The sequence below is a fragment of the Breoghania sp. JC706 genome (genome assembly GCF_037026715.1).
Classification (GTDB): domain Bacteria; phylum Pseudomonadota; class Alphaproteobacteria; order Rhizobiales; family Stappiaceae; genus Breoghania.
Window position 1 is genome coordinate 345,126 of the sequence record NZ_JBANCG010000003.1, and the last position, 15,315, is coordinate 360,440.

General features: G+C 66.2%; 12 protein-coding genes. 11 read left to right on the top strand and 1 reads right to left on the bottom strand.

All coding sequences use genetic code 11. From position 1 onward, the window contains the following. Window positions 1–68 precede the first annotated feature (68 nt). Both V2L18_RS07470 and V2L18_RS07475 read left to right on the top strand, forming a co-directional pair. Window positions 69–1,166, top strand: coding sequence for an alkene reductase (locus V2L18_RS07470; RefSeq protein WP_336177410.1), 1,098 nt, complete (start codon window positions 69–71; stop codon window positions 1,164–1,166). A 289-nt stretch (window positions 1,167–1,455) separates the two neighbouring features. Continuing rightward, complete coding sequence (locus V2L18_RS07475) at window positions 1,456–3,567, top strand: HAMP domain-containing methyl-accepting chemotaxis protein (RefSeq protein WP_336177411.1); 2,112 nt, start codon at window positions 1,456–1,458, stop codon at window positions 3,565–3,567. 22 nt (window positions 3,568–3,589) lie between these two features. Here V2L18_RS07475 and V2L18_RS07480 read toward each other — a convergent pair whose 3' ends face one another. Next, window positions 3,590–4,537 carry an L-lactate dehydrogenase gene (locus tag V2L18_RS07480; protein ID WP_336177412.1) on the bottom strand — a complete coding sequence of 316 codons (948 nt, stop codon included), beginning with the start codon at window positions 4,535–4,537 and terminating at the stop codon, window positions 3,590–3,592. 220 nt (window positions 4,538–4,757) lie between these two features. On the opposite strand from V2L18_RS07480, the gene ybgC reads away from it, so the two are divergent. The 9 genes from ybgC to ftsH all read left to right on the top strand — a co-directional run bounded on the left by ybgC (window position 4,758) and on the right by ftsH (window position 14,769). Further along, entirely contained in the window at window positions 4,758–5,228 is a 471-nt protein-coding gene (gene ybgC / locus V2L18_RS07485; RefSeq protein ID WP_336177414.1) for a tol-pal system-associated acyl-CoA thioesterase, read from the top strand. Window positions 5,229–5,550: 322 nt separating this feature from the next. Beyond that, window positions 5,551–6,273, top strand: a complete 723-nt coding sequence (gene tolQ / locus V2L18_RS07490) for a protein TolQ (RefSeq protein WP_336177415.1) — start codon at window positions 5,551–5,553, stop codon at window positions 6,271–6,273. 6 nt (window positions 6,274–6,279) lie between these two features. After that, window positions 6,280–6,732 carry a protein TolR gene (gene tolR, locus V2L18_RS07495; RefSeq protein ID WP_336177417.1) on the top strand — a complete coding sequence of 151 codons (453 nt, stop codon included), beginning with the start codon at window positions 6,280–6,282 and terminating at the stop codon, window positions 6,730–6,732. A gap of 3 nt (window positions 6,733–6,735) precedes the next feature. Next, window positions 6,736–7,728, top strand: a complete 993-nt coding sequence (locus tag V2L18_RS07500; protein ID WP_336177418.1) for a cell envelope biogenesis protein TolA — start codon at window positions 6,736–6,738, stop codon at window positions 7,726–7,728. 151 nt (window positions 7,729–7,879) lie between these two features. After that, complete coding sequence (tolB, locus tag V2L18_RS07505) at window positions 7,880–9,169, top strand: Tol-Pal system beta propeller repeat protein TolB (RefSeq protein ID WP_336177725.1); 1,290 nt, start codon at window positions 7,880–7,882, stop codon at window positions 9,167–9,169. Between the two features lie 374 nt (window positions 9,170–9,543). After that, the gene (gene pal, locus V2L18_RS07510) at window positions 9,544–10,026 is read left to right on the top strand and encodes a peptidoglycan-associated lipoprotein Pal (RefSeq protein WP_336177419.1); all 483 of its coding nucleotides are present in this window, start codon (window positions 9,544–9,546) and stop codon (window positions 10,024–10,026) included. 275 nt (window positions 10,027–10,301) lie between these two features. Beyond that, on the top strand, window positions 10,302–11,369 hold the full coding sequence (gene ybgF / locus V2L18_RS07515; RefSeq protein WP_336177420.1) for a tol-pal system protein YbgF: 1,068 nt from the start codon (window positions 10,302–10,304) through the stop codon (window positions 11,367–11,369). Beyond that, window positions 11,350–12,633 carry a tRNA lysidine(34) synthetase TilS gene (tilS, locus tag V2L18_RS07520; protein ID WP_336177421.1) on the top strand — a complete coding sequence of 428 codons (1,284 nt, stop codon included), beginning with the start codon at window positions 11,350–11,352 and terminating at the stop codon, window positions 12,631–12,633. The genes ybgF and tilS overlap by 20 nt, the downstream gene beginning before the upstream one ends. A 210-nt stretch (window positions 12,634–12,843) precedes the next feature. After that, the gene (gene ftsH, locus V2L18_RS07525; protein ID WP_336177423.1) at window positions 12,844–14,769 is read left to right on the top strand and encodes an ATP-dependent zinc metalloprotease FtsH; all 1,926 of its coding nucleotides are present in this window, start codon (window positions 12,844–12,846) and stop codon (window positions 14,767–14,769) included. Window positions 14,770–15,315 lie beyond the last annotated feature (546 nt).

The window sequence follows — 15,315 nt, forward strand, 5'->3', positions numbered from 1 at the left end:
GGAGCACCGGCTGGATCATTGGAATGAAACCCCGAGCATTTTCTTCTCCACGCTTTCAGGAGCAACGCATGACGACCCCGAAGCTTTTCACACCGACGAAGGTGGGCGACATCGATGTGGCCAACCGCATCGTGATGGCGCCGCTGACCCGAAACCGCGCCCGCCCGGAGGACGACACGCCCTTCGAGTTGCACGCCGAATATTACGCACAGCGCGCCGGCGCGGGCCTCATCGTCTCCGAGGGCACGCAGATCTCGCCCGAAGGCAAGGGCTACGCCTGGACCCCGGGTATCTATTCGGACGCGCAGGTCGCCGGCTGGAAGAAGGTGACGGATGCGGTGCACGCCAGGGGCGGCAAGATCTTCGCCCAGATCTGGCATGTCGGCCGCGTTTCCCACAACACGCTGCAGCTCGATGGCCAGCCGCCGGTGGCTCCCTCCGCGATCGCTGCCGAAACGCGCACCTTCGACGGCAAGGAATTCCTGCCGACCTCAACCCCGCGCGCGCTGGAGCTTTCGGAAATTCCGCGGATCATCGAGGACTACCGCAAGGCGGCCGCCAATGCGGATGCCGCCGGTTTCGACGGCGTGGAGATCCATGCTGCCAACGGCTATCTGCTCGACCAGTTCATGCGTGATGGCTCCAACAAGCGCGAGGATGCCTATGGCGGCTCGATCGAGAACCGCGCCCGGCTCGTGACCGAGGTGACCGAGGCTGTCGTCGGCGTGCTGGGGGCGGGCCGTGTCGGCATCCGCCTCAGCCCCTTCGCCAATGCAAACGGCGTTTCCGACAGTAACCCGCAGGCGCTGTTCGAGCATGTCATCGACCGGCTGAACGGTTTCGGGCTTGCCTATCTGCACATGGTGGAAGGTCAGACCGGCGGTCCGCGCGAGTTGCCGGAGGGCGCCAGCATCGCGGCCCTGCGCAAGCGCTTCGACGGCACCTACATCGCCAATAACGGCTACACCCGCGAAATGGCGATCGACGCTGTGGAAACCGGCAAGGCGGATATGATCGCCTTCGGCCGGCCCTTTATCGCCAACCCCGATCTGGTGACGCGGCTGGAGAAGAACGCCCCGCTCAACGAGCCGGACAAGAACACGTTCTATGGCGGCGGCGCCAAGGGGTATACGGACTACCCGGTCCTCGACGAACAGGTTGCCTGAGGGCTTTCCGCCGGCGCACGTCTCGTGAACCGACGATGCCGCTTCGCCGCCTCCGGGCTGCTCGTGCCCCGGGGGCGGCGTTTGCATTTGCGGACACCGCACTCCCGGAGGTGCAAGGGCGTCCGACAAGGAGAAGGGAGCGGATCCCGGCCGTCATGGTCAATTTAGACAGTATTCAATAAACATATCATTTAATTTTGATTGTTGTTTTTCTTTGAAGTTCCGTCTTTTAAGGCTTTGTTTCCTGCGTCGGGTCTAGCTTCCCCTAGGGTTTAGGAGAGGGAAGAAGATGCTTCGCAAGAGCCTGTCCACGAAAATATCGGCGATCTTCCTCGCCGGTGCGTTCGTTCTGTGTGCCGCGCTCGTTGGCACGGCGGCGCTGCTCGGCGGGCGGGTCGCCAACGAGCAGGCGGACAAGGCGCTGATGAGCGCCACCGTGGGCAAGCGCAAGGCGCTGGAAATGACGCTGGAGCAGGTGCGCGAGAGCGTCCGCTTCTTCACCTCGCTGCCAACCGCCAAGGACAGCATCATGAAGATGCGCGCCGGCTGGAAGAACCTGAAGCAGGACCAGACAGCGCAGCTGCGCCGCATCTACGTGACCGACAATCCGAACCCGCCCGATCAGCGCCAGCTTCTCGTGGAAGCGCCGGAAAAGAACTACTACACGACCTCGCACGCCGTCATCCAGGCGAGCGCGCAGGAGATCATCGACCAGAACCTGTTTTCCGACATGGCGCTGAGCGATCCGGACGGCAATATCGTCTTCAGCTATCTCAAGGGCGAGGATTTCGGCCGCGCCTACGACGATCCCGCACTCGCGCGCAACGCGGTGGCGGCGGCGCTCAGTCCGCTTCTGGCGGGCGCGAAGGCCGGCACGCTGGCGCCGGGCGACATGTTCTTTTCCGGTTTCATGGTGGCCGACGGCGGGGCGGTCAATGCCGTGCTGGCGATGCCGGTCTTCTACCTCGACACATTCTTCGGGGCGGTCGCGTTTTCCATCAACATGAACCGCATCGCGACCATCCTCAACGATGCGACCGGCATCGCGGCGAGCGAGACCGGCATGCTGGTGACAAGCGAGGGCGAGGCCATCCGGTTCCGCGGCGCGGGAGGCAACGAGGTTTGGCGGTTTGCGGACATGCGCGAAAGCGACGGCGTCCTGCGTCTTAACGGCATGGCTTGGCGCTATCGTGCCGTGCCGGGCACGTTTCTCGAACGCAGCTTCACCGTTCTGGAGGCGGAGAAGCAGGAGGAACTGACGGCAGCCGCAAACCGGATCACCTATGGCCTGATCATCGCCGGCATCGTCTGTCTTCTGCCGTTCGCGCTCGTCATCTGGTGGTTGACGCGGCGCATGTTCGCACCGCTCGCGCGCCTGTCCGACGTATCCCGCCGCATTGCCGACGGCGATCTTTCCGCGCAAATCGGCGGACTTTCGCGCGGCGACGAAATCGGTGAGATGGCGCGTGCCGTCGATATCTTCCGGACCAATTCTCAGGAACGCGAACGGCTCGCTGCGGAAAGCGCGGCCGGCGCGGTGGCAAGCCGGCAGCGTGCCGAATCGGTCGAAGCGCTGATCTCCGGCTTCCGGGCTGAGGTGACCGAAATGCTGGCGAGCGTCGAGCAGGTGCTGGACGGGGTGGCGACCACGGCGGCCGATCTGGCCGGATCCTCCTCCGACGCGGCGCGTCAGGGAGCGGAGGCAGCCCTGCAATCGGAACGCGCCTCGGGCAACGTGGAGGCAGTGGCGGCCGCCACGGAGGAGCTGAACGCGTCCATATCGGAGATCGAACGGCAGGTCGCGACCACCGCTGATGTCGTGCGCCAGACCACCCGCTCGACCGCGGCGTCGAACGAGAAGGTGGCCGGGCTTGCCCGCTCCGTGGAGCAGATCGGCCACGTGGTCTCGCTCATTTCCGAAATCGCGGAACAGACGAACCTTCTGGCGCTCAATGCCACCATCGAGGCGGCGCGGGCCGGGGAGGCCGGGCGCGGCTTTGCCGTGGTGGCGGCGGAAGTGAAGGAACTCGCCGGCCAGACCGCGAAAGCGACGGAAGAGATCTCCACCCAGATCGCGGAAATCCAGGCCTCCACGACGTCCGCGGTGACCGAGATCGGCGCCGTTACCCGATCGATCGACGAGGTGAACGGCTACACCGAGGCGATCGCGGCGTCGGTGCGCCAGCAGGGGGCGGCGACGGGCGAGATCTCGCACAATGTCGCGGAAGCGGCGACGGGCACGCGCATCGTCAACGAATCCGTCTCGGCGCTTTCCGGGCGGGTGGGTGAAAGCGCCAGCGCCATGGGCGAGATGCAGGCCTCCACCCGGGCGATGAAGGAGCAGGCGGACCGGCTGCGCGCCTCCATCGACCGGTTCCTGCAGGACGTGGCCGCCGCCTGACGCGCCTTGCCGGGCGTATCCGTCACAGCTCCAGCTTGTCGACCTGGCCCTTCAGCAATTCCGCGCTCTTGCGAAGGGCGTCGTGTTCGTCGGGGTCCAGTTCGGGCACAAGATCGGTGACGACGCCGTCGGCGCCGAGGACGCGCGGAATGGACAGCGCCACGTCGCGCACGCCCTCCACGTTGTCGCTGACGCTGGAGACGGAAAAGACCGCGTGCTGGTCGCGCCCGATCGCTTCCACCAGCCGCGCCAGCCCCGCGCCGATGCCGTAATAGGTCGCGCCCTTGCCGTTGATGATCGTGTAGGCCGCATTGCGCACGCCGTCGTCGATACGGGCGCGCACCGCCTCGTCGAGCGGAACGTTCACCCGGGCCGCGACCTGGCCGATCGTCAGGGCGCCGGCGCGCGCGCTCGACCAGGCCAGCACCTCGCTGTCGCCGTGCTCGCCCAGTACATAGGCGTGAACGGAAAACGGCGAGACGCCCAGATGGCGGCCGAGCAGGGTGCGAAAGCGGGCCGTATCCAGGATCGTGCCGGACCCGATGACCCGGCTCGCCGGCAATCCGCTCACCCGTGTCGCGATCTGGGTGACGATGTCGACCGGGTTGGCGGCGGCGATCAGGATGGCGTCGGGAGCTGCCCGCAGCACCTCGCGGACGATGCCGCCAACGATGCTGGCATTGCGGGACAGGAGCTCAAGCCGCGTCTCGCCCGGCTTCTGGCTTGCGCCCGCCGCCAGGATGACGATGCGCGCGCCCTTCAGGTCGTCGTAGCTGCCGGAACGGACGCTGGTCGCCGAAGCGAAGGGCACGGCATGCGCGATGTCCTCGGCCTGCGCGTCTGCGAGCGCCTTGTTGAGGTCGACCAGAACGATCTGGCTGGCATGCCCCATGAGGGCGATGGCGTAGGCGGCGGCGCTGCCGACCATGCCCGCTCCGATAATTCCGACTTTCAAGGTAACCCCCGTCACGTTTCCGAAATTCAGTAGATGTGCCAGAACACCGCGCAAGAGGATCGCGGGCAAGGCGGCCGGCCGGTGATCTGCATGTCCGAAAACGCAAGGCTCGCACATGAGCGATGCGATTGCAAAGCGAGGGCAGCGCGCGGGGGTGGGGCGCATCGTTGCAGGCGCGGCAAAAGGCGGAACGAGGCCCTGTAGCTGCTGATCGAAAAGGTGTAAGTCAGCCGTCATGTCTGACAAGAACAAGTCCTGGCCCGACCTTTCCGGTCATCTGGAAGGCGGCGAACACGTCCTGCCGGTGCGCATCTATTACGAGGACACGGATTTCTCCGGCATTGTCTATCACGCGTCCTATCTGCGCTTCATGGAGCGCGGCCGTTCCGACATGCTGCGGCTGTGCGACATTCATCACAGCGAACTTGACGCAGGCCGCACCGGCGAACGGCTCGCCTTCGTCGTGCGCCACATGGACATCAATTTCCTCAAGCCCGCCCGCATCGACGACGTGCTGGAGATCCGCACGCGCTGTTCGAGCGTCCAGGGCGCGCGGATGATCATGGAACAGCAGGTGGTGCGCGAGGGCCAGGTGCTGATCGAGGCGAAAGTGACCGCGGCCGTGATCAACCCGCAAGGCCGCCCGCGGCGCATGCCGGCGGAACTCGCCGTCCGGCTCGGCGTTGGTCTGAGCCGCGACGGCTGAAGCCAGGCCTTGTCTGTCAAGAAAAGGCCGGCCGGGTGACGGTTGCCGGTTACTGGTCAGCGGAAATGCAGGCGCGCGGCCGCGCGCCACGCGCCTCGACACCCGATTGCCGCTCAAATCCGCGTCAACGCGGCCGTCGTTAAGGCGACGGTAACCTTGACAATGTCTTGCTAGCGTCGGGTTTGAGTGGCGAAAAGCCCCGGTTTCGCCAAATTCCACCGCCACAGAGGCTTCCGCCATGCGAGGGGTATCGCGGTTCTCGAAAGGGAGGTGGCGCGCAGCGGCCTTCATCGGCCGCGCGCACACATTGAGGTCCATCTGAATGATTTCGGAAGCGTTCGCGCAGACAACAGAGCTCGCCGCGCCGGCGGGCGACATATCGTTTTTCGCGCTGTTCCTCGGCGCGCACATCGTCGTGAAGATCGTGATGCTGGGTCTGATCGCGGCCTCCGTTTGGTGCTGGGCGATCATCATCGACAAGCAGCTGCTTTTCACGCGCACCCGGCGGCAGATGAACCGGTTCGAGAACGTGTTCTGGTCCGGCCAGTCGCTGGAGGACCTCTACCAGACGCTTGTCAACCGGGCCAACACCTCCATGGCCGCGCTCTTCGTCGCCGCCATGCGCGAGTGGAAACGGTCGCACGAGGGCAAGAAGCCGGCCATCGCCAGCCTGCAACAGCGCATCGACCGGGTCATGGACGTGACCATATCCCGTGAGATGGAGCGGCTTGAAAACCGGCTTCTGGTGCTGGCGACCGTCGGCTCGGCGGCGCCCTTCGTCGGCCTGTTCGGCACGGTGTGGGGCATCATGACCTCGTTCCAGGCGATTGCGGCCTCTAAGAACACCAACCTGACGGTGGTGGCACCGGGTATCGCGGAGGCCCTGTTTGCCACCGCGCTCGGCCTCGTGGCGGCCATCCCCGCGGTGATCGCCTACAACAAGTATTCGGCCGAGGCGACACGGCTGTCGTCGCGCATGGAAGGGTTCGCCGACGAGTTCTCGGCCATCCTTTCGCGCCAGATCGACGAACGCACGCAAGGATAAGCCGACATGGGTGTCCATACAGGAGCGGGTGCAAGCGGCGGTCGCCGTCGCGGGCGAGGCCGCCAGCGCCATCAGCCGATGAGCGAGATCAACGTGACGCCGATGGTCGACGTCATGCTGGTGCTGCTCATCATCTTCATGGTGGCCGCGCCGCTCTTGACCGTCGGCGTGCCCATAGATCTGCCCGAAACGCGTGCCAAGGCTCTGCAGGACGATGTCGAGCCGATCACCATTTCGGTGTCCAAGGACGGCAAGGTGTTCCTGCAGGATACCGAGATGGATCCGGACGAGATCGTGCCCAAGCTGACCGCGATCGCCAAGAACGGCTACGACGAGCGCATCTACGTGCGCGGCGATCGCGATGCCGACTACGGCACGGTGATGCGCATCATGGCGCGGATCAGCTCCGCCGGCTTCCGTCGCATCGGGCTGGTCACAACCGAGGAACAGAGCCGGTAGAGCATGCGTACAGGGCTCGTCGTATCCTTAATCGGCCATGCGGTCGTACTGCTTTGGGGGCTTATCGCCTTTCCGAGTGCGCAACCCTTTTCGGTCGAGCCCGTGGATGCGCTGCCGGTCGATCTGGTGCCGATCGAGGAAGTGACCAAGACCCGGATCGGCGACAAGACCGCGTCGAAGGACAATCCGTCGGCGCCCAAGCCCGCCGACAAGCCGGTGGAGGCGCCGAAGAAGGCGCCGGATCCGGGCAAGAAGCCGACGGAAAGCGCCAAGGCGCAGCCGGCCAAGGCCGAGCCGCAGAAGGTGGCCGAGGCACCGCCGGAGCCCGCGCCCGAGCCGCAGCCGGAACCCGAGCCTGAGCCGCAGGCGGAACCGGAGCCCGCGCCGCAGGCCGAGCCGGAACCGGCGCCGGCCGCGGAAGAGGCGCCGAAGGAAGCGGAGAAGGCGCCGGAGCCACCAAAGCCCGTCAACGTGGTGCCGCAGTCCAAGCCGGCGCCGCCCAAGCGCACGCAGACGGCGGCGGTGCAGCCGGCCAAGCAGCAGCGCGCACGCGAGCAGGATGACGAGAAGAAGTTCGATCCGAACGAGATCTCCAACCTGCTCAACAAGGTCAAGCCGGAGGGCGGAGAGCAAACGGTCTCCGACACGCCGGCCGGGCTCGGCAGCACGCGTGCCACACAGCAGCCGGGGCTTTCGGCCAGCCAGCTCGATCTCCTGGTCTCCAAGATCAAGGAGCGCTGGAACTACGTTCCCGACGCCTTCCCCCCCGATCTGGTGGTGGTGGTGCAGTTCCAACTGACCCGCGACGGCCATCTGGCCGGGACGCCGCGGATCATGAACTCCGATCCCTATCCCCGTTTCCGCCAGCTTGCGGAAGCGGCGGTGAGGGCGATCATCGCGGTCGACCGGTCGGAAGGCTTCGGTTTCCTGCCGCAGGAGAGCTACGACGGGAACGGTGGATGGAATACGGTGTTGGCCAATCTGAAGCCGCAGTGACGTTTCATGAGATGGTTCTGAGATCGAAGACATGTTGACAGGCACACGGCGCGGGCCTCTGGCCAAGGCCAGGGCAACGGCGGCCCGGCGCGGTGGGCGAAGTCAGTCTGAAGGGATAGCGATGCACGTCTTGTTCAAACGATGGGCCGTCATGGCCGCCGCGGTGCTCGGCTTCGTCGCCGTCAGCATCCAGCCGTCGAGCGCGCTGGTGGAGATCAACGTCGCCGGCGGCAACATCGAGCCGCTGCCGATCGCGCTGCCGGATTTCGGCGGCGACGACGCCAAGCTCTCGGCCGATATCGTCTCCGTCATCACCGCGGACCTGAAGCGCTCGGGGCTTTTCCGTCCGCTCGATCCGCAGAGCTTCATCCAGAAAAACATGGACGTGAACACCCAGCCGCGCTTCGGCGACTGGCGCGTGATCACGGCCCAGGTGCTGGCCACGGGATCGGTCTTCCGCCAGTCCGACGGACGGCTGCGGGCGGAATTCCGGCTGTGGGACGTCTTCGCCGGCGAGCAGATGCTCGGCCAGCAGTATTTCACCACGCCGGAGAACTGGCGTCGGCTCGCTCACATCATCGCCGATGCGATCTACGAGCGGCTGACGGGCGAGAAGGGCTATTTCGACACGCGCGTGGTCTTCGTTTCCGAAAGCGGGCCGAAGGACAAGCGCGTCAAGCGGCTCGCCATCATGGACCAGGACGGCGCCAACGTGCGCTACCTGACCCGCGGCGACGATCTGGTGCTGACCCCGCGCTTTTCGCCGACGAGCCAGGAGGTGACCTACATGTCCTACGCCTCCGGCGACCCGCAAGTCTATCTGCTGAACATCGAGACCGGCCAGCGCGAGGTGGTGGGCAACTTCCCCGGCATGACCTTCGCGCCGCGCTTCTCGCCCGACGGACAGCAGGTGATCATGAGCCTGCAGCAGGCGGGCAACGCCAACATCTATTCCATGGACCTGCGCTCTCGCCGGACGACGCGGCTGACTTCGTCGGCTGCGATCGACACCTCGCCGTGCTATTCGCCGGACGGGCGCCAGATCGTGTTCGAGTCCGATCGTGGCGGCTCGCAGCAGATCTACGTGATGAACGCCGACGGCTCGAACCCGCACCGCATCAGCTTCGGGCCGGGCAACTACTCCACGCCGGTGTGGTCGCCGCGCGGCGACCTGATCGCGTTCACCAAGCAGCACGAGGGCCGCTTCATGATCGGCGTGATGAAGCCCGACGGCAGCCAGGAGCGCATCCTCACCGAGGGCTTCCACAACGAGGGCCCGACCTGGGCGCCGAATGGCCGCGTCGTCATGTTCTTCCGCGACACGCCGGGCGCCAATGGCGGGCCGCAGCTGTGGACGGTGGACCTGACCGGCTACAACGAGCGCCGGGTGGAAACGCAAGGCTTTGCGTCCGATCCGGCCTGGTCGCCGCTGCTGGAGTAGGCGGCGTGCAGCGGGGCATGGCGCCGGGGTTGCCCGCCGCCTTGTCCCTGTGCGGCTTGCGCGCATGGCGCCGGGTGCGCGTCATGTGCGTTTTTTTCCGAATTTCGCTCCGCGCGATGGAACCAATCGCGGAGTGGCTGGTTACCGCCGGAGTTGGGCGGAAATCGTGCCGGCGGTCGCGGTCTTGATCGCGGGGGATACGGGGACTAGGTTCACTCACCGTTTCCCGAAATGGCAGGCAGGATCGGTTTCCTGTTCTGGCCGATTAGGGAAAAATTAACCATCTCCGCAAACCACGGCTTAACCAACTCGGGCTAGGTTTAGTTTACCCTATCGGGGCTCGGTGGGGACCAAGGAGTAGCGGGACTATGAAGATGAACGGGACATTCATGCGCGGATTGCGGGTCGCCGCTGTGGCGGCGATGGCGCTCTTCGTCGCAGCCTGCGCCCAGACGCGGCCGGACAACCTTGCCAACAGCACGGTGGCACCGGGGACGGCCCAGGATTTCGTGGTCAATGTGGGCGATCGGGTGTTCTTCACCGTCGACAGTTCCGATCTGACCGCCGAAGCCCGGGCCACGCTGGACAAGCAGGCGCAGTGGTTGCAGCAGTATCCGCGGTACACCGTGACGGTGGAAGGCCACGCGGATGAACGCGGCACGCGCGAATACAACATCGCGCTGGGCGCCCGCCGTGCGACCTCTGCACGCGACTACCTGATCAGCCGCGGTGTTTCGGCCGACAGGCTGCGCACGATTTCCTACGGCAAGGAGCGTCCGGTTGCCGTGTGCAACGACGCCTCGTGCTGGACCCAGAACCGCCGCGCCGTGACTGTCGTCAACAACGCGGGAAGCTGACGGCCGGCAACGCGCCCGCGTCTCAGACTTCTGGAAACAGGAGACCGGCGATCCCGAACGGGGCCGCCGGTCTTTTCGTTTTTCCCGCACACCGGTTGCGATGCGCGGCGAGCCTCCTATTCTCCTCACCTCGTGTCAGGTCAAAATTTGGCCGAACTCGGCGCGACCTATGGTAGGAAACGCGTAAACCCTTCTTCCGGGGCCTTCGGGCCCGTGACAACGGATGGATCATGAAGACATCACGTATCCCAGGCCGTCCGAAACGTGCCCGGGCCTTGGCTCTGGCGCCCCTGGCCGCGGCGTTCGCGCTGGCGCTCGCGGTTCCGTTGACCGCCGCAGGGCCCGCAGCCGCCCAGGGCGGCTTCTTCGGCTCGTCCAGCAATCGCGAGGACGGCCAGCTTGCCGTGCGGCTCGGTCAGCTCGAGGAACAGGTCCGCAAGCTCACCGGCCAGGTCGAGGAACTGAACCACCAGCTCCGCCAGACCCAGGACCAGTTGCGCCGCGCGCAGGAGGACAACGAGTTCCGTTTCCAGGAGCTTGAGGGCGGCAAGCCCGGCTCCGGCAAGCGGTCGCAGGCGCCGGCGCAAAGCGGCACCACCGGTTCGGCCAGCAACAGCTCTTATGGCAGCGCGCCTGCACCCGCCGCCCCCGATCCGAACGATCCTTATGCCACCAAGCGGCAGGCGACCGTGCGCGATCTCGGGTCCTATTCCGTGCCGGCCGGCGGCACCGGCGAAGAGGGCGGCTCGCTCGGCCCCTCCGGTCAGCCGCTCGACTTGTCGGCACTCGCGCGCGGCAATTCCGGCGGCGCCTACGGCGGCGATTCCTACGGCGGTGCGCCCGGCAACGGGGCTTATGAGGAGCCGGACAATCCGCCCCTCGGCGGCACAGGCGTCCCCGGTGTCGGCGGTGGCGACGATGCCATCGGCCAGCTTGCCGCGACCGCGCCGGACGGTTCCGCGCGGCAGGAATACGACGAGGCCTACTCGATGGTGCTGAACGGCCAGTACGATCAGGCCGCCCAGCGCTTCAAGCATATTCTGGCCGCCTATCCGGACGATCCGCTTGCCGCCAATGCGCAATATTGGCTGGGCGAGAGCTATTTCGGCAGGGGCAAGTACCGCGAGGCGGCGGATGCCTTTCTCAAGACCTACACGGACTATCCGGCCAACGACAAGGCGCCCGACAGCCTGCTGAAGCTCGGCCTGTCGCTCGATGGGCTCGGCCAGAAGGACGCGGCCTGCGCGACCTATTCGGAACTTTTGAACAAGTATCCCGGGGCCTCCGGCGCGGTTCTCGACCAGGCGCGCAAGGAGCGGAAGAGTGCCGGCTGCCGAGGATGACCAGACGCCGCTTTGCGACAGCGAGGCGACCGCGCTCTTAGCGCCGCTCAACGAATTTCGCCTGATCGCGCTCGCCGTTTCCGGCGGCGGCGATTCCATGGCGCTTCTGCATCTGTATGACCGTTGGCGAGAGGCCTGCCCCACGGCGCCCCGCGCGGTCGTTTTCACCGTCGATCACGGCTTGCGGGCCGAGGCGGCCGCCGAGGCGGAGATGGTCGCCCGGCGCTGCGAGCGCCTGCGAATTCCCCACAAGACGTTGCGCTGGCAGGGGCCCAAGCCCGTCTCCGGTATTCAGGAGGCGGCGCGCGCGGCGCGTTACGCGCTGATGGTACGGCACATGGCGGCGCTTGGTGCCGAGGCGCTGGTTCTCGCCCACACCCGCGACGATCAGGCGGAAACCTTTCTCGACCGGCTGGCGCGCGGCAGCGGCGTTTACGGACTGGCCGCCATGGCGCCGCGTACGCAGCGTGACGGCGTGACGCTGGCAAGGCCGCTGCTCGATGTCTCCCGCGCACGGCTGCGCGCGACGCTCGCCGCGGCGGACCTTTCCTGGGTGGACGATCCCTCCAACGAGGATCCCCATTATCGCCGCGTGCGCATGCGCCGGCTGATGCCGGTTCTGGCGCATGAGGGGCTTGGCCCCGATCGCCTCGCCGCGACCGCTCGTTCCATGGCGCGTGCTGCGGCCGCGCTCGACGGCTGGGTCGATGGCGTCATGGCGGGCGAGGTGGTGCGCCATCCGGCCGGTCCCTGCCGGTTCGACGCCGCGCTGCTGCGCCGGTTGCCGGAGGAGGTCGCGCTGAGGCTGGTTGCCCGGCTGTTGCGCGAAACCGGCGGCGGCGCCCACGTTCCGCGTCTTTCCCGGCTGGAGGCGGCGGTCGCGGCGCTGGAGGCCGGCGAGGGCCGGCGCACGCTCGCAGGCTGCGTCCTGGAGCGTCGGGGAGGAGAGATCCTTCTCTATCGCGAGATCGGCCGGTGCGGGCTTGAGGAACTCGAGCTGATGCCGGGAGAGTGCGGAATCTGGGACGGGCGTTTCGCCGTTTCCCTCAGCGGCGACGCGTCGGGCGGTGTGAAGGTCGGTGCCCTCGGCCCCGGCGGGTTGCGCCGTGCCGGGCTCCCTGCGCCCGAGGGCTGGCCGCGCGGCGTATTCGCCGGTGCCCCGGCGGCGCGGCGGGAAGGCGAGGTCCTGGCGCTGCCCGGTTTCGATCTCGACCCCGGCGAAAGGTGGCGGGGACGGGTCGTCGCCTGCCGCATCGGAGCGTGATTGTCGTGCCGGCTTAACAAAATGTCGACATCAATCGGTTGATAATGGGTCTGTGCCTTGTTCCGCGGGGGGGCGAGGCCTATCTTTCGGCAGGAACGCCACAGACGGCGCCGGATGCGGCGACGTCCAATCGAACCCCGGTCGGGGTGTGCCGGCAAGGACATGTCCTTGCTGGCGTCTCATCCACCGACCGGCGGCCAAGGGATCGTTATGAACTCAAATTTCAGGAATTTCGCGCTCTGGGTGATCATTGCCCTCCTGCTGATCGCCCTGTTCCAGCTGTTCCAGAGTTCGAACACGCGCACCCCGACGAGCGAAATCGCCTTCTCGCAGTTCCTCAATCAGGCGGAACAGGGCGACATTCGCGACGTCACGATCCAGCAGCAGCAGATCACGGGCCATTACACCAAGGGTGGCGGCACGTTCCAGACCTACGCGCCGGAAAACGAGCAGTATGTCGATCTTCTGCGCTCCAAGGGCGTGACCGTCGTCGCCAAGCCGCGCCAGGAGAGCTTCTCGCTTCTCAACACGCTGATCGGCGCGCTGCCGATGCTGCTGATCCTGGGCATCTGGATCTTCGTGATGCGCCAGATGCAGGGCTCGGGCGGCAAGGCGATGGGCTTCGGCAAGTCCAAGGCGAAGATGCTGACGGAGGCCCACGGCCGCGTCACCTTCGAGGATGTCGCCGGCGTCGACGAAGCCAAGGAAGATCTGGAAGAGATCGTGGAATTCCTGCGTGACCCGCAGAAGTTCCAGCGTCTCGGCGGCCGCATCCCGCGCGGCGTGCTGCTGGTCGGCCCTCCGGGCACCGGCAAGACGCTGCTGGCGCGCGCCATCGCTGGCGAGGCCAACGTTCCCTTCTTCACGATTTCGGGTTCGGACTTCGTTGAAATGTTCGTGGGCGTTGGTGCGAGCCGCGTGCGCGACATGTTCGAGCAGGCCAAGAAGAACGCTCCCTGCATCATCTTCATCGACGAAATCGACGCCGTCGGCCGCCATCGTGGTGCCGGCCTCGGCGGCGGCAACGATGAACGCGAGCAGACGCTCAACCAGCTGCTCGTGGAGATGGACGGCTTCGAGGCCAACGAGGGCATCATCCTGATTGCCGCGACCAACCGGCCGGACGTGCTCGATCCCGCGCTGCTGCGCCCGGGCCGTTTCGATCGCCAGATCGTCGTGCCGAATCCGGACTTCACCGGCCGCGAGAAGATCCTCAAGGTCCACATGCGCAAGGTTCCGCTGGCGCCCGATGTCAATGTCAAGACGCTGGCACGCGGCACTCCCGGCTTCTCCGGTGCGGACCTGATGAACCTCGTCAACGAGGCGGCACTGCTGGCCGCGCGCCGCGGCAAGCGGCTCGTCACGATGTCGGAGTTCGAGGACGCCAAGGACAAGGTGATGATGGGGGCGGAGCGCCGCACCCTGGCGCTCACCGAGGAAGAGAAGAAGCTCACCGCCTATCACGAGGCCGGCCATGCGCTGATCGCGCTGCACATGCCGGCGTCCGATCCGATCCACAAGGCGACCATCATCCCGCGCGGTCGTGCGCTGGGCATGGTGATGCGCCTGCCGGAGAAGGATCAGGTCTCGCTGACCCGCGCCAAGTGCCACGCCGACCTTGCGGTCGCCATGGGCGGGCGCGTGGCGGAGGAGATGATCTTCGGCTACGACAAGGTCACCTCGGGCGCCTCCGGCGACATCCAGATGGCGACCAAGCTCGCCAAGGCGATGGCGACGCAGTACGGCATGTCCGACAAGCTCGGCCCCTTGATGTACGGCGAAAACGAGGACGAGGTCTTCCTCGGCCATTCGGTCGCCCGCACGCAGAACGTGGCCGACGAGACCCAGCGTCTTGTCGATGCGGAGATCAAGGGCTTCGTCAACACCGGCTACGAGACGGCCAAGCGCATCCTCACCGAGCACGAGGACGAGCTGCACATCATCGCCAAGGGGCTTCTGGAATACGAAACCCTGTCCGGCGACGAGATCAAGGGCCTGCTGAACGGCACGCCGCCCGTGCGCGATCTGGACGACGAACCGATCATTCGCGGTTCGGCCGTCCCCAAGACGGGATCGCACAAGAAGGGCGACGGCGGCGAACCGGCCGGTGGCCTGGAGCCTCAGCCGCAGGGCTGAGCCCGTCTCGCGACACCGAATTGGAAAAGGGCCCGGCATAGCCGGGCCCTTTTTCGTGGGCGGGGCGGAGGGGATAGTGTCGCCCTTTCAGCGCTCCGCCGCTCGCATTTTTCGCATTCACGGCACTCAGGGCACTCACCGCACTCGACTGCACTTTCCGCTCGTCATTGCCGGCTCCGACCGGCAATGACGGGTGAGAGGGCGGGCGAACCGCATCGGGCCGCGGCGTGCGCTCTATCCTCAAGACAATTCGTCTGCGCACGAGCCCTTCGCTCGCGCGCCTCCCCGCCCGCTCGCACTCCGCCCCGCCTGTCGTCTCCGCAAAAGCCCCCACCTCCGGCGGGCACTGTCACAATCGCAAACAATTTTTGAACTCTTCGGTGACCATAATTCTGTATGTAGACGGCTGAGAACCGGTATCCGCCGCCTCGGCTGCAGACCCGCTCAAGGCTTGCGGCTTTGCAGGGAGCTGGCCGGAAAGCCCCATTGTTCACGCCCGCTGGCAGGCATTTGTCGCAGCCCCGCCCGAACCGGCGGACCGCGCGC